The organism is Nonomuraea recticatena, from assembly GCF_039533245.1.
GTDB lineage: Bacteria > Actinomycetota > Actinomycetes > Streptosporangiales > Streptosporangiaceae > Nonomuraea > Nonomuraea roseola.
The window spans coordinates 313,451-334,055 of sequence record NZ_BAAATE010000001.1; the positions used below are offsets into that span (position 1 = coordinate 313,451).

The 20,605-nt window shown below is 71.9% G+C and carries 17 protein-coding genes; 10 read left to right on the forward strand and 7 right to left on the reverse strand.

Annotated elements, in window-relative coordinates; genetic code table 11:
* Window positions 1–78: 78 nt before the first annotated feature.
* Together ABFX50_RS01450 and ABFX50_RS01455 are read left to right on the forward strand one after the other, a co-directional pair.
* Window positions 79–1,491, forward strand: coding sequence for an MFS transporter (locus tag ABFX50_RS01450; protein ID WP_346142559.1), 1,413 nt, complete (start codon window positions 79–81; stop codon window positions 1,489–1,491).
* A gap of 161 nt (window positions 1,492–1,652) precedes the next feature.
* A complete protein-coding gene (locus tag ABFX50_RS01455) occupies window positions 1,653–2,798 on the forward strand; it encodes a DUF418 domain-containing protein (protein ID WP_346142561.1) in 1,146 nt (381 codons plus the stop codon).
* On the opposite strand, the gene ABFX50_RS01460 is transcribed toward ABFX50_RS01455, so the two are convergent.
* The 4 genes from ABFX50_RS01460 to ABFX50_RS01475 all read right to left on the reverse strand — a co-directional run bounded on the left by ABFX50_RS01460 (window position 2,779) and on the right by ABFX50_RS01475 (window position 8,195).
* Window positions 2,779–3,210 carry a GNAT family N-acetyltransferase gene (locus tag ABFX50_RS01460; protein WP_346142563.1) on the reverse strand — a complete coding sequence of 144 codons (432 nt, stop codon included), beginning with the start codon at window positions 3,208–3,210 and terminating at the stop codon, window positions 2,779–2,781. The genes ABFX50_RS01455 and ABFX50_RS01460 overlap by 20 nt on opposite strands.
* Entirely contained in the window at window positions 3,207–5,831 is a 2,625-nt protein-coding gene (locus ABFX50_RS01465) for a phosphoenolpyruvate carboxylase (RefSeq protein WP_346142565.1), read from the reverse strand. Before ABFX50_RS01465 ends, ABFX50_RS01460 begins: the two co-directional genes overlap by 4 nt.
* A gap of 64 nt (window positions 5,832–5,895) precedes the next feature.
* On the reverse strand, window positions 5,896–7,455 hold the full coding sequence (locus ABFX50_RS01470; protein WP_346142567.1) for a hypothetical protein: 1,560 nt from the start codon (window positions 7,453–7,455) through the stop codon (window positions 5,896–5,898).
* Window positions 7,431–8,195, reverse strand: a complete 765-nt coding sequence (locus ABFX50_RS01475; protein WP_183650271.1) for an ABC transporter ATP-binding protein — start codon at window positions 8,193–8,195, stop codon at window positions 7,431–7,433. Before ABFX50_RS01475 ends, ABFX50_RS01470 begins: the two co-directional genes overlap by 25 nt.
* A 58-nt stretch (window positions 8,196–8,253) precedes the next feature.
* On the opposite strand from ABFX50_RS01475, the gene ABFX50_RS01480 reads away from it, so the two are divergent.
* Window positions 8,254–9,852 (forward strand): acyl-CoA carboxylase subunit beta, encoded by a 1,599-nt coding sequence (locus tag ABFX50_RS01480; RefSeq protein WP_183650273.1) that lies wholly within the window; start codon window positions 8,254–8,256, stop codon window positions 9,850–9,852.
* Complete coding sequence (locus ABFX50_RS01485; protein ID WP_183650275.1) at window positions 9,849–10,049, forward strand: acyl-CoA carboxylase subunit epsilon; 201 nt, start codon at window positions 9,849–9,851, stop codon at window positions 10,047–10,049. Before ABFX50_RS01480 ends, ABFX50_RS01485 begins: the two co-directional genes overlap by 4 nt.
* 42 nt (window positions 10,050–10,091) lie before the next feature.
* Here the strand turns inward: ABFX50_RS01485 and ABFX50_RS01490 are convergent, their stop codons facing one another.
* A complete protein-coding gene (locus tag ABFX50_RS01490) occupies window positions 10,092–10,304 on the reverse strand; it encodes a hypothetical protein (protein ID WP_246453665.1) in 213 nt (70 codons plus the stop codon).
* Here ABFX50_RS01490 and ABFX50_RS01495 point away from each other — a divergent pair.
* Window positions 10,209–11,099, forward strand: a complete 891-nt coding sequence (locus tag ABFX50_RS01495) for an NYN domain-containing protein (RefSeq protein WP_312896010.1) — start codon at window positions 10,209–10,211, stop codon at window positions 11,097–11,099. The two genes, ABFX50_RS01490 and ABFX50_RS01495, sit on opposite strands and share 96 nt — an antisense overlap.
* Here the strand turns inward: ABFX50_RS01495 and ABFX50_RS01500 are convergent.
* Window positions 11,057–14,233, reverse strand: a complete 3,177-nt coding sequence (locus ABFX50_RS01500; protein ID WP_346142571.1) for an ATP-binding protein — start codon at window positions 14,231–14,233, stop codon at window positions 11,057–11,059. The two genes, ABFX50_RS01495 and ABFX50_RS01500, sit on opposite strands and share 43 nt — an antisense overlap.
* Window positions 14,234–14,297: 64 nt before the next feature.
* Here ABFX50_RS01500 and ABFX50_RS01505 point away from each other — a divergent pair, with 64 nt between their 5' ends.
* Window positions 14,298–14,717, forward strand: coding sequence for an NADPH-dependent FMN reductase (locus ABFX50_RS01505; RefSeq protein WP_346142573.1), 420 nt, complete (start codon window positions 14,298–14,300; stop codon window positions 14,715–14,717).
* A gap of 2 nt (window positions 14,718–14,719) precedes the next feature.
* On the forward strand, window positions 14,720–16,246 hold the full coding sequence (locus ABFX50_RS01510; protein WP_346142575.1) for an MFS transporter: 1,527 nt from the start codon (window positions 14,720–14,722) through the stop codon (window positions 16,244–16,246).
* A 267-nt stretch (window positions 16,247–16,513) separates the two neighbouring features.
* Here ABFX50_RS01510 and ABFX50_RS01515 read toward each other — a convergent pair whose 3' ends face one another.
* A complete protein-coding gene (locus ABFX50_RS01515; protein WP_346142577.1) occupies window positions 16,514–17,515 on the reverse strand; it encodes an ArsR/SmtB family transcription factor in 1,002 nt (333 codons plus the stop codon).
* Between the two features lie 10 nt (window positions 17,516–17,525).
* On the opposite strand from ABFX50_RS01515, the gene ABFX50_RS01520 reads away from it, so the two are divergent.
* The 3 genes from ABFX50_RS01520 to ABFX50_RS01530 are packed head-to-tail and all read left to right on the forward strand — an operon-like array spanning window position 17,526 to window position 20,602.
* Window positions 17,526–18,734, forward strand: a complete 1,209-nt coding sequence (locus ABFX50_RS01520) for an MFS transporter (RefSeq protein ID WP_346142579.1) — start codon at window positions 17,526–17,528, stop codon at window positions 18,732–18,734.
* Window positions 18,735–18,743: 9 nt separating this feature from the next.
* Complete coding sequence (locus ABFX50_RS01525; protein WP_346142581.1) at window positions 18,744–20,111, forward strand: DNA-3-methyladenine glycosylase 2 family protein; 1,368 nt, start codon at window positions 18,744–18,746, stop codon at window positions 20,109–20,111.
* Window positions 20,108–20,602 carry a methylated-DNA--[protein]-cysteine S-methyltransferase gene (locus tag ABFX50_RS01530; protein WP_183650289.1) on the forward strand — a complete coding sequence of 165 codons (495 nt, stop codon included), beginning with the start codon at window positions 20,108–20,110 and terminating at the stop codon, window positions 20,600–20,602. The genes ABFX50_RS01525 and ABFX50_RS01530 overlap by 4 nt, the downstream gene beginning before the upstream one ends.
* The last annotated feature ends 3 nt before the right edge of the window (window positions 20,603–20,605 follow it).

A 20,605-nucleotide genomic window follows, 5' to 3' on the forward strand; every position in this document is an offset into this window, starting at 1 on the left:
ACGCTCCAAGAGTGGAATGAAGCGTTCCGTTCTGCTATTCTGGAACAGAACAAACCGTTCCGATACAGGAGGCCAGCGGTGACCGCTCTCGACACCCGCCCCACGGTGGCGACACCCCAGCAGCCCGCCGCCTACAGGTGGCGCTGGCCCGCGCTGTTCGTCATCCTCGCCGGCTCGGTCATGGAGCTGCTCGACGCCACCGTCACCCACATCGCGGGCCCGACCATGCGGACCGAGCTCGGCGGCGGCACCTCGCTGATCCAGTGGCTCGGCGCCGCCTACACCCTCGCCATGACCGCGGGGCTGCTGACCGGCGGCAGGCTCGGCGACATCGTCGGCCGCAAGCGGATGTTCCTCATCGGGGTCGTCGGCTTCACGATCGGCTCGCTGTTCTGCGCCGTCGCGGTCTCACCCGAGGCCATGATCGCCGCCAGGGTCGTCCAGGGCCTGTTCGGCGCGGCGATGATCCCGCAGGGGCTCGGGCTGATGAAGGAGATGTTCCCTCCCAAGGAGCTGCAGGCGGCGTTCGGGCTGTTCGGGCCGGTCATGGGCCTGTCCGCGATCGGTGGCCCGATCCTGGCGGGCTGGCTGGTCAGCGCCGACCTGTTCGGCACCGGCTGGCGGATGATCTTCCTGATCAATCTCCCGATCGGCGTCGCCGCGGTGCTGGCGGCGGCCCGCTTCCTGCCCTCCTCGCCTCCGGCCGGCGGCGTCAGGCTCGACCTGCCGGGCGCGGCCCTCGCCTCCCTCGGCACCGTTCTGATCGTCTTCCCCCTGGTCCAGGGCGGCGAGCACGGCTGGCCGCTCTGGTCGTTCGCGATGATGGCCGCCTCGGCCGTGACCTTCGCCTGCTTCGTCGCCTATGAGAAGCGCCGTGACCGTGACCCGCTGATCGCCCCCTCGCTGTTCCGCAAGCCCGCTTTCGTCTCAGGCCTGGCCGTCGGCGCCATCTACTTCGCCGCGTTCGGCGGCGTGCTGCTGGTGATCGGCCTCTACACCCAGCTCGGCCTCGGCTACTCGCCGCTGAAGGCGGCGCTGACCGGCGTGCCGTCCTCGCTCGGGATGATCGTCGGCATGGGGATCGCCCAGGCCACCCAGAAGTACGGACGCAGGGTCCTGCTGGCCGGCGCGGTCGTCATGGGCACGGCGGTGCTCGCCCTGCTCGTCGTCGCCGAACCGGGCGTGACCCCGTGGCAGCTGGCCCCCGCGCTCGTCTTCGTCGGCCTCGGCAGCGGGCTCATCATGGGCCCCTACTTCACCATCGTGATGGCCGCGGTCGATCCGCAGGAGACCGGCTCGGCCTCCGGCGCCCTCACCGCGATCCAGCAGGTCGGCAACGCGCTCGGCCTGGCCGTCCTCGGCACCGTCTACTTCGGCACCGGCAGCGTGGAGATCACTCTCGCGGTGGCCGCCGCGATGATCGCGGCGACCTTCGTGGTCGGGCTGATGCTGCCCGGGCAGGGCAGTACCGACACCGAGTTCGTCCACTGAGTTCGTGCACTGACCGTCCGAGACCCCGGGACGCCGATCGGCGGCGTCCCGGGGTCTCGTGCTGCCGGGCCCTCTCCGGCGGGAGAGAGCGACTTTGGTCGGATGCGGATGCGTCCGAGGTTCGATGTGGGCGAGGTCCGCCGATCTCTAGCGTCGGGGACATGACGCAGACTCAGGCGCCTCCAGCGACGCGCATCCACGAGATCGACGCCGTCAGGGGCTTCGCGCTCGGGGGCATCCTCGTGGCGAACATCGGCTTCTTCGCCGATCCCGGCTACGCCACGGGCACCGGCGTGATGCCCATCACCGAGGGCCCTGTCGCCCTCGTGGTCAGCACCCTCGTGCTGACCAAGTTCTACGTCATCTTCTCCTTCCTGTTCGGCTACTCCTTCACCCTGCAGATGCGCTCATGGGGCGACAGGGTCAAGGGCAGGATGCTGCGCCGCTGCCTCGCGCTGTTCACCCTGGGCGTGCTGCAGGGCTTCCTGCTGTGGATCGGCGACATCCTCACCCTCTACGCCGCGCTCGGCCTGATCCTGCTGGCCATGCGCAACGTCAGGCCGAAGACCGCCGTGGTGACGGGCTCGGTCATCATCGCGGTCACGTCGCTGCTGTGGCTCGCGCTCGCGGCGCTGACCCTGCTCGACCCCAGCGCGGGCGGCGCGACCGCCGCCGATCCCGCCGCGGCGGCGCGGGCGCAGGCCCTGGTGACGGGCGGCCCGCTCGACTTCCTCACCTTCCAGGCCGAGACCTACCCGGGGCTGGCCCTGTTCGTCTGGCTCGGCCAGGGCCCGATGGCGATGGCGCTGTTCCTGTTCGGGCTGGCCGCGGGCAAGTCGCGGCTGTTCGAGGAGCCCGGGCGCTGGGCTCGTCTGATCCCCCGCGTCCAGGTGCTGGGGTTCGGGATCGGCCTGCCGGCCGCCGCCTTCTTCACCTGGTCGAGCACGTCGAACGGCAGCTGGCAGCTGGTCGGGCTCGCCGTCAACAACGTGACCTCGCTGCTGCTGGCCGCCGCCTACGTGGTCACGCTGCTCCAACTGGTCAGGAGGGTGCCCGCCGTCGGCGCCGCCCTCTCACCCGCGGGCAGGGCGGCCGCCTCCAACTACATCGGGCAGTCGGTGCTGATGTGCCTGGTCTTCACCGGCTACGGCCTGGCGCTGGCCGGCAGCCTGCCACCGCTCGCGGTGATGGGCGTGGCCGCGCTCATCTTCACGCTGCTGCTCACGCTGAGCGCGTGGTGGATGCGCGGCCACCGCTACGGCCCGATCGAGTACGGCCTGCGCCGCGTCACAAATCTTTCCGCATGAAGACGACGTCGCGCTCGCCGATGGGCTCCCTCGAGGTGATCGAGTAGCCGAGCCGCTCGTAGAGCGCGATGTTGACCTTCATCATGGCGTTGGTGATGAGCCGGAGCGCGGGCAGCCCGAGCGCCGCCGCCCGCTCCTCCGCGAAGGCGAGCAGCCGCCTGCCCAGGCCCTGCCCGTGCTGGTCGGGGCGGACGGCCACGTTGTCCACGTACAGCACGCCCTCCTCCGGCACCAGCACGATCAGGCCGCGCAGATCGTCGAGGACGAAGATGTGCCCCGCCGCGAGGTGCGCCGCGTGGTCGGCGTCCATGGGCATGGGGCGGACGCCGATCAGCTCGGCCCACGGCTGGTAGGCCGCCGCGACGATCTCCTCGATCACCGGCAGGTCCTCGGGGCGGGCGGGCCTGATCATCCGGTGTTCTGCAATCCGGCGGCGACGCCGTTGACCGACAGCAGCAGCAGCGTCGAGAGGCGCTCGCGCTCGGCCTCCGACAGGTCCTCCGTGGTCCGCAGCGCGGTCAGCGCCCGCAGCTGCAGGTGGGACAGGGCGTCGACGTAGGGGTCGCGCAGCTGGACGGCCCGCGAGAGCACCTTCCTGTTCTCCAGCAGCCTGGAGTGCCCTGTCACCGCGAGCACCAGGCGGCGGGTCCTGTCGTACTCCTCCAGCACCTGCGCCTCGAAGTCGGGGCGCCCGCCCAGGGCGAGGTAGCGGGAGGCGATGGAGCGGTCGGTCTTGGCCAGCGACATCTCGACGTTGTCGAGCAGCGAGGCGAACAGCGGCCATTCCTTGTAGGCCGCCTGGAGCTCGGTGACGTCCTCGACGGAGGCCAGGCCGCTGCCGAGGCCGTACCAGCCTGGCAGGTTGGCGCGGGTCTGCGCCCACGCGAACACCCACGGGATGGCCCGCAGGTCGTCGAGGGAGCGGGGCGCGCCGAGGCCGCGCCGCGCGGGACGGGAGCCCAGGCGCAGCGAGCCGATCTCCTCCAGCGGGCTGACCAGCGCGAACCACTCGGGGAAGCCCTTGGCCTCGGTGAGCGCGCGGTAGGCCCGCTCGGAGGCGGCGGCGACCTGGGAGGCCAGGGCGCGGAAGCGGGCCGCCGCGGTGGCGGTGCGCTCGCCGACGGACGGCGAGGAGGCCAGCAGCACCGCGTTGGAGACCTGCTCCATGTGGCGGCGGGCGATGGCCTGGTGCCCGTAGCGGGCGAAGATGACCTCGCCCTGCTCGGTGACCTTGAAGCGGCCTGCGACGCTGCCGGGGGCCTGGGCGAGCACGGCCCTGTTGGCGGGGCCTCCGCCGCGGCCGAGCGCGCCGCCCCTGCCGTGGAACAGGCGGAGCTTGACGTCGTTGGCCAGGGCCCAGGCGGTCAGCCTCTCCTGCGCCTCGTAGAGCTTGAGCGTCGCGGCGGCGGGGCCGAGCTCCTTGGCGGAGTCGGAGTAGCCGAGCATGACCTCCACCCTGCGGTCGTTGCCTGCCAGGCGGCGCTGCACCTCGGGCAGCTTCAGCATGCCCGCGAGCACGTCGGCGGAGTTGTCGAGGTCCTGGCCCGACTCGAACAGCGGCACCACGTCGAGGACCGGCGCGCGGTCGCCGAGCGCGTGGGCGGCCAGCTCGTAGACGGCGGCCAGGTCTTCGGCGGTGCGGGTGAAGGAGACGACGTAGCGGGAGCAGGCGGTGACGCCGAAGCGCTCCTGGATCCAGGCGATCACTCTGATCGTGGCCAGCACCTCCTCGGTGCGCTCCGACAGCGCTCCTCCCGCGCGGACCTCCTCCAGCGCGGCGGCGTGGACCTGGGAGTGCTGGCGCACCTCCAGCTCGGCCAGGTGGAAGCCGAACGTCTCGACCTGCCAGATGAGGTGCTGCAGCTCTCCGTAGGCCTGCCGTACGGCGCCTGCGGCCACCAGTGACTCCTGCGCGAGCCGCAGGTCGGCCAGCAGGTCGGCGGGCTCGCGGTAGGCAAGGTCGAGGTCGCGGCGGCGGGTGGCGCCGATGCGCGCGGCGACGTAGAGCAGCCACTGCCTGTGCGGCTCGGACGGCGAGCGGGTGGCCAGCTCGGAGACCAGGTCGGGGTGGGCGTCCTGGGCGCCGGCCAGGGCGCGGCGCAGGTTCTGCGACGGAGGGGTGAACTGGGCGGCGGCGGTGAGCGTGCGGGCGATGCGCGTGGTGGCGGTCTCCAGCGCGGTCAGCACGTGCTCGGCCTGGATGAGGACGGCCTCGCGGGTGACCTTGGCGGTGACGTTGGGGTTGCCGTCGCGGTCACCGCCGATCCAGCTGCCGTAACGGATGAACGACCTGGCCAGGGGGGCCCTGGTGCCGCTGCCCTCGCCGAGCGCGGCGTCGAGTGAGCGGTAGACCTGCGGCACCACGCGGAAGAGCGTCTCGTCGAAGGCGGCCATCGCCGTGCGCACCTCGTCGAGCGGGTCGAGCTTGGTGTTGCGCAGCTGGGCCGTACGCCAGAGGAGGTCGATCTCCTCCAGCAGGCGGCGCCTGCTCTCCGCGCGCTCGGTGGCGCCGCGCCCCTGGCTGTTGTACTCGGTGAGCTGGCCGCTGATGCGCTGGATCGCGGTGACGACGGCGCGCCTGCGCGCCTCGGTCGGGTGCGCGGTCAGCACCGGGTGCAGCTCCAGCCCCTCGACCAGCTCGGCGACCCGTTCCCTGCCCAGTTCCTCGACGGCGGAGGCCAGCGACTCCCGCTGGACGGCGTCGCCGGCGTCACGCTCGCGCAGGGTGCGGATGCGGTAGTGCTCCTCGGCGAGGTTGGCCAGGTGGAAGTAGCAGGTGAAGGCGCGGGCGATCTGCACCGCCCTGTCGATCTCCCACGTGCTCACCATCTCGGCCACCTCGTCGGCGGACACCTCGCCGCGGCGTGCGCCGATGACGGCCTTGCGCAGACGTTCGACGTCTTCCAGGAGATCGGGACCGCCCTGCTCGGCGATCACCTGTCCGAGTAGCTCACCGAGCAGCCGCACGTCGCGGCGGAGCTCGTCGGGCATCTCGCTGACGGCGCTGTGGCGCGGTGTGGCCTGGTCAATCATGTCTCGCACGATATCCATTCGTTCTGAACGACTGGAGACCGGTCTCAACCAGTGGACTAGACCATTACGTCGGCTTGGAGACCGCGGCGAGCAGTTCGGGCATGCGTGGGTAGCCGATCCTGCTCGCCAGCACCCTGCCGGCCCACGCGAGCGCCAGCCCGTACGGCAGCGCCACCACGCTCATCCAGGTGACGCCGAGCAGCACGGGCAGCACGACGGGCAGCGCGATCAGCGCGGTCACGATCATCGCTCCGAACGAGGCGACGAAGGCCACCCCGCCCTGTCCCGGGGCCGCGCCGGTGAAGGCGTTGAGCCTGTCGGGCACGGTGTAGGGGACGAGCACGCTGGTGAGCGCCCCGACGCCGAGCCCGACGCCGAGCACGCCCCACGCGGTCAGCACGGCAGGCAGCACCCCCTCGAAGCCGCCCGAGAACACGGCGCCGAGGACGCTCAGCGCGATCAGCACGGGAGCCGCGATGATCGCCACGCCCAGGTGCCGCCCCGCCACGTCGCCGCGCAGGTCGCGGCTGTCGCCGTAGACGACGGCGTTCATCCACAGGGACCTGCCGTCGATGCCGAAGATGTTGCACTGCTGGATGCCCATCATCAGCGCGCCGACGCAGGCGGGCCCGATCGCCGCGCCAGGACCCGAGCCCTGGCCCTGGCCGCTGATGGAGAAGGCCAGCACGCCGGTCACCGCGATGGAGGCGAACCAGCCGACCCTGCCCCTGGGGTCGCGGCGGGCGTACTTCAGCTCCTTCGCCACGACGGCCGCGACCCTGCCGTCGGGGAGGATCCTGTCGAGCAGGCCGCTGGACCTGCGGACGGAGGCGGCCTGGGTGGAGGCGTCCGTGGTGACCAGCGCCCTGCTGAGCGCCCTGATCCAGAGCCAGCCGAGCGCCAGGACGAGCGCGGCGAGCGCCACGAGTTCGGCCAGGCCGACCAGCCCGCCGTCGCTGATGGCGTGGGCGGCCCAGCCTGAAGGGGTCCAGCGCAGCACGGAGGCGATGCTGTGCACCATCGCGAGAGGGTCGCCGGTCAGGCCGCGGTTGACGATGAGGTTGGGCAGCTGGGCCATCAGCACGACCACGATGACGCCGACGGCCAGCAGGTCACGGCCCCTGCGCGAGCGCAGCAGCCCTGACAGCGCGGTCGTGATCAGCCTGGAGGCGACGATGCAGAGCGCGAACTGCAGGAGCACCGCGACGATGCCGAGCAGCACGCCGCCGATGCCTCGGGCCAGCCCGACCAGCGCGCCCGCCGTCACCAGGAACGAGGCGGCAGGCCAGATGCCGGTGACCGAGGCGGCGAACATGCCCGTGGCCAGCTGCCGCGTGCGCAGCGGGAACAGGGCGAGCTTGGCGGGGTCGAGCGTGTCGTCGACGCCGAAGGCCAGCAGCGGGACCGTGGCCCAGAAGACCAGCAGCCCTGTGAAGGCGATCACGCCGACGTCGGCGGCCACCTGCGGGGAGGCGAGCCTGAGCAGCGACAGGAGCAGGAAGCCGCCCCCTGCCACGACGAGCGCGGCCAGACAGGAGAAGACGAAGCCGAGGACGCGCTGGGTGTCGCCGCGCATGCCGCCCGAGATCAGCCTGAGCTTCAGTGCGACGAAGAGCCCAACCACGTCAGCCCCTCCTCTCCGCCCTGGCGAACGCCGACGAGGTCGAGGAAGGCCTGGTTGAGGCTGCGCCCGGCGCGCACCTCGTCGATCGGCCCCTGGGCGACGATGGTGCCGCCGCTCATCACCGACACCCAGTCGCACAGCCGCTCGACCAGCTCCATGACGTGGCTGGAGAAGATGACGGTGGAGCCCGAGGCGGTGTAGCGCTGCAGGACCTCGGTGAGGATGTTGGCGCTGACGGGGTCGACGCCCTCGAAGGGCTCGTCGAGGAAGAGGACGGCGGGGTTGTGCAGCAGCGCCGCGGCCAGGCCGATCTTCTTGCGCATGCCGGTGGAGTAGTCGACGACGAGCTTGTCCGCCGAGCCGGTGAGGTCCATGACGCGCAGCAGCTCCTCGGCGCGCCGTTCGACCTCGGCCTTGGGGATGCCGCGCAGGCGCCCGTTGTAGTGGAGCAGTTCGCGGCCCGACAGCCGCTCGAACAGGCGCAGGCCCTCGGGCAGCACCCCGATGCGCGCCTTCACCTGGACGGGGTCGCGCCACACGTCGACGCCGCCGACCTCGGCCAGCCCGCCGTCGGGGCGCAGGAGTCCGGTGATCATGCTGAGCGTGGTCGTCTTGCCCGCGCCGTTGGGGCCGACCAGCCCCGCGAAACTGCCCGCGGGGACCGTGAAGTTCACCCCCGCCACCGCCACCTGCTGGCCGAACCTCTTGAATAGGCCTTCTGTGCGCACCGCCTGCGTCATGACCACCAGTCTGGTGCCTGTCCGACGTCGTCGCGCACATCCCCTTTAGTCTTACGGCATGAGCGCTGCACTGCCGTCGGAGCCCCCAGAGATCGACATCCACACCACCGCTGGCAAGATCGCCGACTTCGAGCGGCGGAAGGACGAGGCCGTCCACGCGGGCTCGGCGCGCGCGGTGGAGAAGCAGCACGCCAAGGGCAAGATGACCGCCCGCGAGCGCCTGGACGCCTTCCTCGACGAGGGCTCCTTCGTCGAGTTCGACGAGTTCGCCAGGCACCGGGCCACGGCGTTCGGCATCGAGAACAACAGGCCCTACGGCGACGGCGTGGTGACGGGGCACGGCACCGTGGACGGCAGGCCGGTCGCCGTCTTCAGCCAGGACTTCACGGTCTTCGGCGGCTCGCTCGGCGAGGTCTACGGCGAGAAGATCGTCAAGGTCATGGACCACGCGCTCAAGGTCGGCTGCCCGATCGTCGGCATCAACGACGGCGGAGGCGCCAGGATCCAGGAGGGCGTGGTCGCGCTCGGCCTGTTCGCCGAGATCTTCAAGCGCAACGTGCACGCCTCGGGCGTGATCCCGCAGATCTCGCTGGTCATGGGCCCGTGCGCGGGAGGTGCCGTCTACTCCCCCGCGCTGACCGACTTCATCCTGATGGTGCAGGAGAAGTCGCACATGTTCATCACGGGCCCCGACGTGATCAAGACCGTCACTGGCGAGGAGGTGAGCTTCGAGGAACTGGGCGGCGCCCACACCCACAACTCCAGGTCGGGCGTGGCGCACTACGAGGCCGCCGACGAGGCCGACTGCCTGGAGTTCGCCAAGGCGCTGCTGTCCTACCTGCCCTCGAACAACCTGGACGAGGCGCCGGTCTACGAGGCGGACCCCGAGCTGACCGTCACCGACGAGGACCGCGAGCTCGACACGCTGATCCCCGACTCGCCCAACCAGCCCTACGAGATGCGCACGGTCGTCGAGCACGTTCTCGACGACGGCGAGTTCCTGGAGGTCCATGCCCAGTTCGCGCCGAACCTCGTGGTCGGCTTCGGCAGGGTCGAAGGACGTTCGGTGGGCATCGTGGCCAACCAGCCGATGAGTTTCGCCGGAACTCTTGATATTGCCGCGTCCGAAAAGGCGGCGAGATTTGTACGCACTTGTGATGCTTTCAATATTCCGGTGTTGACATTTGTCGATGTACCAGGATTCCTTCCCGGCACGGACCAGGAATGGAACGGAATCATCAGGCGCGGCGCCAAGCTGCTCTACGCCTACGCCGAGGCCACGGTCCCGCTGGTCACCGTCATCACGCGCAAGGCCTACGGCGGCGCCTACGACGTCATGGGCTCCAAGCACCTGGGCGCCGACATCAACCTCGCCTGGCCGACCGCCCAGATCGCGGTCATGGGGGCACAGGGGGCGGTCAACATTCTCTACCGGCGCGAGCTGGCCGCGGCCGACGATCCCGACGCCGAGCGGGCCAAACTGGTCACCGCGTACGAGGACACTCTGGCCAACCCGTTCCTCGCCGCCGAGCGTGGCTACGTCGACGCGGTGATCAGGCCGTCCGACACCAGGGTCCAGATCGTCAGGGCGCTGCGCGCGCTGCGGAACAAGCGGGCCTCCCTGCCCGCGAAGAAGCATGGGAACATCCCGCTGTGACGACTCATCTGCGAATTGTTCGTGGCGATGCCACCGCTGAGGAGATCGCGGCTCTGGTGGCGGTTGTGGCGACCCGACACGCCCAAGCCGAACGGCCCGCCGAACCGAAGAACGAATCATGGCGAAACCCGGCCAGGGCCATGCGTAAACCGCTCGCACCTGGGAAGTCGGCGTGGCGAAACAGCGCCTTGCCGTAGAGGATCCTGAGAATCGGGTGTCAACTTCGCCGGGAGTTGGGACTATCTAGAAAAGTAGGCGTATATAGTCAGCCGATCAACGAGCACCGCGGCCTGGAGGACGACATGGCCATCCCAGACCTCACGCCGCACCCTGTCGCGGCGAAGTACGCCGTCCTTGTGGATGTTGGATATCTCTATGCCGCCGCAGGGGAAGTACTGCTCGGCGCCAAGGAGCGCAAGGAATACCGGGTTGGCGCCGATGAGCTCATCCAATCGCTACAGAAGCATGCAGAACAACGCATTTCCGGCGAGCTGCTGCGGATCTATTGGTATGACGCAGCTCGTGACCGCGTGCCCACCGTGGACCAGCGAGTCATCGCCCAGCTCCCCTGGGTGAAAGTCCGGCTTGGCAACCTCAACGCGCGTGGCCAGCAGAAGGGCGTGGACGCCCAGATCAGGAGCGATCTCGAGGCGCTGGCCAGGCACCACGCGGTGACCGACACGATTCTGCTGGCGGGCGATGAGGACATGGTGCCCGCCGTGGAGGCGGCACAGGCCTACGGCGTGCGGATCCACCTGTGGGGCGTCGAACCGCCCTACGGCACCAACCAGGCCGAGCGCCTGGTGTGGGAGTCCGACACCGTGGAGGTTCTTTCCGCCGAGTTCCTGAGGCCGTTTTTCAGTCGTGCCCCGCAGCCGGTGACGGTCGTGCCGCCGGTGACGGCGCCTTCGCCCGCCCAGGTGTTCGCAGGACGCACCGCCGTGCCGAAGCCGCACGTCAAGCCTGGCCAGGTGGCCAAGCTGGGCCCCTCGCGCCCCAGGGTCGAGGACGTCGGCGAGCACGTGGCGCAGAAGTGGATACTCACCCGCGGCCGCGACAACATCAGGGACCTGCTGCCCGGCCCGATCCTGCCCACGGTCATCGACACCGAACTGCTGATCGAGGCGGAGAAGGAGCTCGGCCACTCGCTGCGGCCCTACCCCGAGGCGAGGGTCTGGCTGCGCGACGGGTTCTGGGCGCGCGTCTACCGTGAGTTCGACCTGGGGGTGGGGGTCTCCTCCAAGTAAGGGGTGGCGAACTCCTTCGCGAAGCGATCCTCGCCGAGCGCCGCCACCACGGCGGCGGTGATCCTGTCGACGTCGCCGCGTTCGGCGGGCGGCAGCGGCGCGCCCAGCGACCGCCTGATCCCGTCGGCCGCGCCCAGCAGGCGGGCCGCCTCGACGGCGCGGCCCGCCGCGGCGTGCGCTCCGGCCAGCCCCTCGTAGGCGAGCGCGACCGCCCGGGGGCCTCCCGACTCGCGCGCCTCCTCCAGGCCCTCGAGGTGCAGCGCGAGCGCGGCCTCGGCGTCGCCGCGCAGCTCGGCCACGAAACCGAGCTCGGCCAGGATCAGGGCCGAGGCGATGGCCGCGCTCATCTCACGGTCCCACTCCAGCCAGGTGCGCAGGAGCGCCTCAGCGGTGTCCAGCCTGCCCTGGCGGCGGGCGCTGAGAGCCAGGCCGAGTGAGGCGTACTCCTCGCCGATCGTGTAGCCCTGCTCGCGGGCCAGTCGCGCGGCCTTGCCGTGCAGCTCGTCGGCCTGGGCGAAGTCGCCTTCGAGCAGCGCGATCCTGCCCAGCTCCGACAGCTTGTCGGCCACCTCGCTGTGCAGGCCCAGCTCCTCGGCCATGCGCAGGCCCTCGCGGTGCAGCCTGGCCGCGCTCTCGTAGTCGCCGACGATCTCGGCGTGCGCGCCGAGGCCGAGCGTGGCGTGCAGCTGACCCCACCGGTCGCCCAGCGTGGTGAACAGCGCCATGCTCTGCGCGCCGTACTCGTGGAGGGCAGCGAGGTCGCCGCGCAGCAGCGCCTGCCTGGAGCGGGTGCTCAGCGCGGCGGCGGTGCCCCACTCGTCGCCCAGGGCGCGAAACAGCTCCAGGACGCGTTCGGCCTGCTCCTCGCCGGCCTGCGCGTCGCCGATGCCGAGCCTGACCAGCGAGAGGAACCATTCCGCCCTGGCCCGGCCCGCGAGCCCTTCGAGGTCGGCGGGCCTGGTGGCGGGCTCGGCGTGGTCGAGCACCTCGCCCATGCGCAGGGCGAAGGCGGCCAGCCAGGTCGCGGCCGTGCCCGCGTCGTCCTCGTGGCCGCCTGCCGCGAGGGCGGCGACGAGCGCTCTGCGGCCCTCGCCGAGGCGTCCGCGCAGCACCCAGTACCAGGCCAGCGCGTTGACCAGGCGCAGCGCGCCGCCGTGCCTGAGCGCCACGCCGAGGGCGGCGCGCAGGTTGGCGCTCTCGGCGTCCAGCCTGGCCAGCCACTCGCGCTGCTCGGGCCCCCGCAGGCGCGGCTCGGCCGAGACGGCCAGCTCGGTGTAGTGGCGAAGGTGCCGCCGCTCGACCTCCTCCAGCTCGCCGGCCTCCGCCAGGCGCTCACGGCAGTAGGCGGCGACCGACTCGAGCAGCTGGTAGCGCGGCTCGCCCCCCGTCGAGACCGTCACGAGGGAGTGGTCGACCAGGCCCGCCATCAGGTCCATGACGTCGAGCCCCTCGTCGCCGCAGACCGCCTCCGCCGCGCGCAGCGTGCACCCGCCAGCGTGGACGGCGAGCCTGCGCAGCACCGCGCGCTCGTCGTCGCCGAGCAGCTCCCAGCTCCAGTCGATGACCGCGCGCAGCGTGCGCTGCCTGGCGGGCGCGTCGCTCGCTCCGGCGGCGAGCACCCTGAACCCGTCGAGCGTGCCCTGCGACGAGCCGTCCTCGGGCGGGTGCGGAGCGTCCTGGTGAAGGGCGCCGAGACGCACGGCGAGCTCGTTGACGCCGAGCGCGCGGACCCTGGTGGCGGCCAGCTCCAGCGCCAGCGGGATGCCGTCGAGCCGCGCGCAGATCGCCGCGACCGTCGCCTCGTTGCCCGCGTCGACCGTGAAGCCCGGCGCGCGGGCCGTGGCCCGCGCCTCGAACAGCCGCAGCGCGCTCGGCGACGCCAGCGGGGGCACCTGCCACAGCCGCTCGCCCGCGACCCCGAGCGGCCTCCTGCTCGTCGCCATGATCCGCAGCTCGGGCACGGCCCGCAGCAGCGCGCCTGCCAGCTCGGCCACGGGGGCGAGCACGTGCTCGCAGTTGTCGAGGACGAGCAGCGCCCGCTTGCCGCGCATCGTCTCTGCCAGGCTGAGCGCGCCGCTCTCGTCGCGGATGCCCAGCACGGCCGCCACGGCCTCCGTGACCTCCTCCGCCGAGCACTCGGAGTCGCCGAGATGGGAGGGCAGGGCGCCCAGCTCCACCAGCCAGGCGCCGTCGGGGAAGGAGGGGGCCAGCCGCCTGGCCGCCTCCAGCGCGAGGCTGGTCTTGCCCACCCCTCCAGGTCCCGTGAGCGTGACCAGGCGGCCCACGTCGAGCAGCGCGGTCACCTCGCCGATCGCCTCCGCGCGGCCGATCAGCTCGCCCATCGGGGCGGGCAGGTTGCCGGGGGGAGGCCCCGCGAGGGCCGCATCCAGCGACGGATCCTGCCTCAGCATCGCCTCGTGGAGCGCGACCAGCTCCCTGCTCGGATCGACGCCCAGCTCGTCGGCCAGGCGCTCACGCAGGTCGCGGAAGCCGTCCAGGGCCTCGTTCTGGCGTCCCGAACGGTAGAGGGCCAGCAGGTGGGCGGCGCGCAGGCCCTCGCGCAGAGGGTGCCTGGCCACCAGGTCGCCCAGCTCGCCCGCCAGCACGGCGTGCTCGCCGAGCTCCAGCCTCGCCTCGGCCTGCTCCTCCATCGCCGTCAGGCGCAGTTCGTCCAGGCGCGCGATCTCGGCCGCGGCGAACTCCTCGTCGGCGAACTCGATCAGCGCGGGGCCCCGCCACAGCGCGAGCGCGTCGCCCAGCAGGTCGGCGCGGGCGCGGGGGGTGCCCGCCGTACGGGCGGCCGCGACGAGCGCCTGGAAGCGGCCGACGTCGAGCGCGTCGGGCGGGACATCCAGCACGTAGCCGGGAGCGCGGGAGACCACCAGCCGCCGCGCGCCCTCCTCGGCGTCCTCCAGCGCCCTGCGCAGCTGCGACACCCTCGTCTGGAGCGAGGCGGCGGGGTTCGTGGGCAGGCTGCCGCCCCACAGGTGGTCGATCAGCCTGTCGGCCGGCACCACCTGCCCCGCCTGCACGATCAGCTCTGCCAGCAGCCCCCGCACCTTGACCTCGGGGATCCGTACAGGCCTGCCCTCTGACGTCCATACGGCCAGCGGACCGAGCACCCCGAATCGCATGGCGCAAACAGTATCCAAAGCAGATCCGAAGGGTTTCTGGAGTCCCGCCCTGCACGGTGTGGACATGCGACTCGCGTTCATCATCGGCGGCGGCGCCGACGGCCTGGCTGTGGCCGAATGGCTGTCCTACCTCGCCTGCCCCCGCGGCTTCGAGGTCGATCTGCTCGACCTCCAGGCCGCGGGGCTGCCCGAGGTGTGCTCGCACGAGGTGCCGACTCCGCCGGCCGTCCAGGACCTGGTGCCCTGGCTGGCGGCGGCGGACGCCTTCGTGGTGGTGATCCCCGAGTGCTTCCCCATGTCGCTCGCCGACTGGTGCGCTCCGCAGTGGCGGGCCAGGCCCGCGGCCTTCGCCGGCAGGCAGGACGCCACGGAGGCCGCCGGCCCACTGCGGCCCTTCTTCGCGACGACCGTCGCGGAGGTCATCAGGTACGGCCGGCCCCGCTCGGCCGACCGCGTGCTGTCCCTATTGAGAAGAGAGAACTGATCATGACTGTGCACCCCCGCGCGGGAGCCAGGGAGTGGCTCGGCCTGACCGTCCTGCTCCTGCCCACCGTCCTGTTGTTCCTGGCGATGACCGTGCTGTTCCTCGCCACCCCGCACATAGCCGCCGACCTGCAGCCGAGCGGCGCCCAGCTGCTGTGGATCAATGACATCTACGGGTTCATGATGGCCGGTCTGCTGGTGGCCATGGGCACCGTCGGCGACAGGATCGGTCGGCGCAAGGTGCTGCTGTTCGGCGCCGCCGCCTTCGGCGTCGCCTCGGTGGCCGCGGCGTTCGCGCCCGGCGCCGACCTGTTGATCGTCGCCCGAGCGGTGATGGGTGTGGGCGCGGCCGCGGTCATGCCGTCCACGCTGTCGCTGATCAGCAACATGTTCCGCGACGACCGTCAGCGAGCCAGCGCGATCGGCATGTGGGCGGCCTCCATCTCGGTCGGCGTGGCCGTGGGCCCGCTGGTCGGCGGCCTGCTGCTGGAGACGTTCTGGTGGGGCGCCGCGCTGCTGGCAGGCGTGCCCGTCATGGCGCTCGTGCTGGTCGCGGCGCCCGCGCTGGTTCCCGAGTACCGGGCGCCCCAGGCGGGAGGCGCCGACGTGCTGAGCGTGCTGCTGTCCATGGCGACGCTGCTGCCCGTCGTCTACGGCGTCAAGGAGCTGGCCAAGAGCGGCCTGTCGGTGGTCGCCGTGGGAGCGATCGTCGCCGGTCTGGTGCTCGGCACGCTGTTCGTCCGCCGCCAGCTGCGTCTGGAGCACCCGCTGCTGGACGTGAGACTGTTCGCCAACCGCACCTTCAGCGGCGCTCTCGGCGTCTTCCTGCTCTCGGCGATCGCGCTGGGCGGCGTCTACCTGCTGTTCACGCAGTACCTTCAGCTCGTGGCAGGTCTGTCGCCGCTGGAGTCGGGGCTGTGGATCCTGCCCGCCGCGCTCATGCTCGTCGCGGTCTCCACGTTCTCGCCGGCTCTGGCCCGCAGGGTGCGGCCCGCCTATGTGGTGGCGGCGGGAACGGCGCTGTCGGTGGCGGGCTACGTGGTGCTGACCCAGGTCGGCAGCGTGTCGGGGCTGCCGCTGCTGCTGACCGGCTTCTACATCCTCTACCCGGGCATCGCCCCGACGATGGCGCTGACCACGAACCTGGTGATCGCCTCCGCGCCGCAGGAGAAGGCCGGCGCCGCGTCCGCGGTGAACACCACGGCCAGCGACCTGGGCGTCTCGCTCGGCATCGCCCTGCTCGGCACGATCGGGACCGTCGTCTACAGGGGCGCCATGCCCACCGGCTCGGCGGACACGCTCGCCGGAGAGCTCGCGCTCGCCGAGGGCCTGCCCGCGGCGCAGGCCGAGGTCGTGATCGCGGCGGCGCGGTCGGCCTTCACCGACGGGCTGAACGTGGCGGCGGGCGTGGCGGCGGTGCTGGCGGCGGTGGTGGCGCTGGTGGCCGTGACGCTGCTGCGGCGCGTGCCGCCGTCGGGGACTCCCGCTCCGTCGGCCCCTGAGAGGGAGGAGGCGCTGAGCGCCGCATGAGACCACCCCGGCCGGAGCCGGAGGACACGGTCGCGCACCCCGCGCGCCGGGCTCCGGCCGGGGTCTTTCCACCCCGCTCCCCCCTCCTCTCCGAGACCCCAGCCGAAGCCGCCGGCCGGGGTCTTTCGGCGTGACCCGTCCGAACGGCACCCCCCTCGCGCCCCAGGACACCCCGGCTGAAGCCGACAGCTGAGGTCTCCTGGCGGCAGGAGGCCCGTAGATCCCGTGAGGGCGCGACCGACGTCGGGGACTTTCGGAGGGGGCGGGTCAGGAGGGGTTGAGGAGGGATTCGGCGATGGCGGTGCGGGCGTACAGGACGTAGCGCCCCGTCCTGTGGGCGCTGCACAGGCCCGCCTTCCTGAGCGCCGTCAGGTGCTGGTTGGCCCCGGGCTCCGACAGCCCCGCGCGCAGCGCGAGGTCCTTGGTCGAGGCCGGCTGGTCGAGCTCGGCCAGCAACCGGGCGCGGGTCGCGCCGAGCACCGCGGCCAGCGCCTCGGGCGGGTCCTTGCGCTCGCGCTCCCACAGGGTGGCGATGCCGCGCGGCGGGTAGCGGAGCGTGGGCTGGAAGGGCGGCACCGTGATCGAGAAGATCCGCGGCCAGGCGAAGACCGACGGCACCAGGAGCAGGCCCCTGCCGTCCAGCGGGCGCACGCCGTCGCAGAAGCGATGGGCCAGATGCAGGCGCTCGCCCTGCCAGCTGACGTTGGCGTCGAGGTCGGCGAGCATCCGGTGCACGCCGCCCTCGGCCAGCATGCGGGCCCGGTAGAGCAGGTCGCCCTCCATGAGCGTGCGGATGCGCGGCCAGTACGGCTCGATCGCGACCGCCCAGTACGCCCTGATCTGCGCGGCCAGCCGTTCGAGCCCCGCCGAGGGATCGTCGTAGAGCGCGCGCAACCCCGGCGTACGGGCGCCGCCCCACGCGTCGAGCTCGGCGCGCACGTCGGCGGCGCGGGAGAGCATGCCCGACAGCTCCAGCTCCAGGTCGGGCAGCGACGTGGTCGGCGGAGGGGCGATGAAGCAGACCAGCGAGATCGTGGGCATCGGGACCAGGTCGGACAGCAGCCGCCATTCGACCCCCTCCAGCCGCCTGCGCACCTGCTCGGCCCACGGCCGGTTGACGCCCACAGACTCCTTGATCACCCGGACGCTGGCCACGACCTCCCACAGCGGGGAGATCGCGAAGCGCGTGTTGGCGATGTCCTGGACGGTGAAGGTCAGTTCGATTAGCTCTCTCCTTAATCCATCGCCATTATGACGCGGCGACGGCATCTTTCCAGGCATGGACCCTGACTTCAGGCGGCTGTACGTCGCCGCGTTCGGCAGCCAGTTCGGCACCCAGCTGTCCCATGTGGCGCTCCCCCTGCTCGCGGTCACCGCGCTGAACGCGGGCCCTGGAGAGGTGGGCCTGCTCAGCTCGCTGTCGACGCTGACCGTGCTGCTGGTGGGACTGCCCGCCGGGGTGTGGGTCGACAGGGTGCGGCGGCGCCCCGTCATGGTCGCGATGGACGTGCTGCGGGCGCTGGCGATGGTGTCGGTGACGGCGGCCTGGTGGCTGGAGGCGCTGACGATGCCGCAGCTGTACCTGGTCGCGATCGTCTCGGGCGTCGGCACGCTCTTCTTCGACGTGGCCTCGCACAGCCTGGTCCCCTCTCTGGTGGGCAGGGATCGGCTGACCGCGGCCAACTCCCTGCTCGTCGGGACGACCTCGGCGATGTACGTGTCGGGCCGCAGCGTGTCGGGCGTGCTGACCCAGGTGTTCGGCGCGCCGCTGGTGCTGCTGCTCGACGCCGTCACGTACGCGTGGTCGGCGCTGTGGCTGCGCGGGATCCGGGCGGTCGAGAGCCCGCCTGCCGTACGGGAGCCGATCGGACGGCAGCTGCGCGAAGGACTGCGGTTCCTGTTCGGCAACAGGGTGCTGGTGGCCATCGCCGCGCAGGGCGCGATGGCCAACCTCGGCTTCCCGCTGGCCACCGTGCTGCTGCCGGTGCTGCTGGTGCGGGAGCTGGCCTTCCCCGAGTGGGTGTTCGGCGCCTACCTGGCCGCGAGCGGGGTGGGGGCGCTGGTGGGTTCGGCCTGCGCGCACCTGATGGCCAGGTGGCTGGGACAGGGCGGCGCGGTGTGGGTGCTCAGTCTGGCGACGGCGCCCTTCGGGCTGCTGGTGCCGCTGCTCGACCACGGGATCTGGATCTGGCTGTCGGCGGCGGGCTTCTTCGTCGTGTCCGTGCGCACGGGCGTGAACAACGTGCTGCTGGTCAGCTTCAGGCAGCAGCTCACACCCGACACCATGCTGGGCAGGATGACCTCGATCATGCAGGTGATCCTCATGGGGGCGGTGGGCATGGGCGGCCTGCTCGCGGCGGGCGTCGGCGAGCTCTGGGGGGTGCGCGCGACGCTGTGGGCGGGCGGGATCGTGATCGCCATGTCGTGGCTGCCACTGGCCACGGTGAGGTCCGAAATCCGCCAGTTGGGACTTCCTGCCAGGCGATAGCGTCATGGCATGGAAACGTTGGATTTCGACGCCTGCTACCGCGCGGTGTCCGCGCGCGACGCCAGGTTCGACGGGCGCTTCTACACGGCGGTGAAGACGACGCGCATCTACTGCAGGCCGATCTGTCCCGCCCGCACTCCCTCCTCACGCAACGTGCGCTTCTACCGGCACGCCGCCTCCGCCGAGGCGGCGGGGTTCAGGCCGTGCAAGCGGTGCCGTCCCGAGCTGTCGCCCGGCGACCCCGGCTGGGACGTCAGGGGCGACCTGGTGGGCAGGGCGCTGCGGCTGATCGACGACGGCGCCGCCGACGAGCGCGGCGTGGCGGGGCTGGCGGCCAGGCTGCACATCACCGAGCGCCACCTGCACAGGCTGTTCGTCGCCGAACTCGGCGTCGGGCCGCTGGCGGTGGCCAGGACCAAGCGGCTGCTGCTGGCCAAGCAGCTGCTGACCGAGACGGCGCTGCCGGTGACCGACGTGGCGTTCGCCGCGGGATTCGGCAGCGTGCGGCAGTTCAACGCGGCCATGCAGGCGACCTACGGCTTCACGCCCTCGGAGATGCGCGCCACCGCGCACCGCCCGGGGGTCCCGGCCGCGCTCAGGCTCAGGCTGAACTGGCGGGAGCCGTACGACGTGGAAGGGCTGTTCGCCTTCCTCGCCGCCCGCGCGATCCCCGGCCTGGAGAGTGTGGACGGCGGGTCGTACGTGCGGGTGATCCCCGGCGGGACGATCACGCTGACGCCCGGTAGCGGGCACGTCGTGCTGGAGGCCTCCCTCGACGACACCCGCCAGCTGGCCAGGGTCGTGGCGCGCTGCCGCAGGCTGCTGGACCTCGACGCCGACCCTGCCGCCATCAGCGAGGCCCTGGGTTCGACGTCACTGGCGCCGCTGGTGGCGGCGCGTCCGGGGCTGCGCGTGCCCGGCGCCTTCGACGGCTTCGAGCTGGCCGTGCGCGCGATCGTCGGCCAGCAGATCTCGGTCGCGGGCGCCAGGACGCTCCTCGGCAGGATCGTGGCCAGGGCGGGCAGGTTCCCCACCGCCGAGGAGATGGCGGAGATGGACCTGTCGGCGCTCGGTCTGACCACCAGGCGGGTGGCGACGCTGCGGGACCTGGCGGGCCGCGTCGCCTCGGGGGAGATCGACCTCGACGGCGGGCAGGACCCCGCCGACGCGGTCGCCGCCCTGCTCAGGGTGCCCGGCATCGGCCCGTGGACCGCCGGATACATCTCCCTGCGCGCGCTGCGCGATCCCGACGCCTGGCCGTCAGGCGACCTCGTCCTGGTCAAACGCATGGACGCGCTCGGCATCCCTCAGGACCACCTCGAGCGGTGGCGCCCATGGCGCGCCTACGCCGCCCTTCACCTCTGGAGCTCCTCGTGATCGACGCTCAGATCCTCCCGACCCCGATCGGCCCGCTGTCCCTGCTCGCCCGCGAGGGCGTGATCGTGGCCGCGGGCTTCACCCCCGACCCCTCCCAGATGTTCGTACGGCTCTCGCCCCAGCTGCAGGCCCTCGGCCTCGACGTCGTGGAGGATCTCGGCGCCCCCGCCGAGGCCGTCCGCGCCTACCTGGCCGGCGACCTCGACGCCCTCGACGAGGTGCCGGTCGAGCAGCCCGGCTCCCCCACCCGCAGGCGGCTGCACCAGGCGCTGCGCGAGGTCAAGGCCGGGACCACGGTGTCGTACGCGGAGCTGGCCGAGCGGGCGGGGATGCCGAGGACCGCGGCCAGGGCGGCAGGGTCGGCCTGCGCGCAGAACCTGATCGCGCCGTTCGTGCCCTGCCACCGGGTGCTGCCGAGCACCGGCGGGTTCGGCGGCTACTACTACGGGGTTCCCGTCAAGGAGTGGCTGCTCGAGCACGAAGCGTCCTGACGG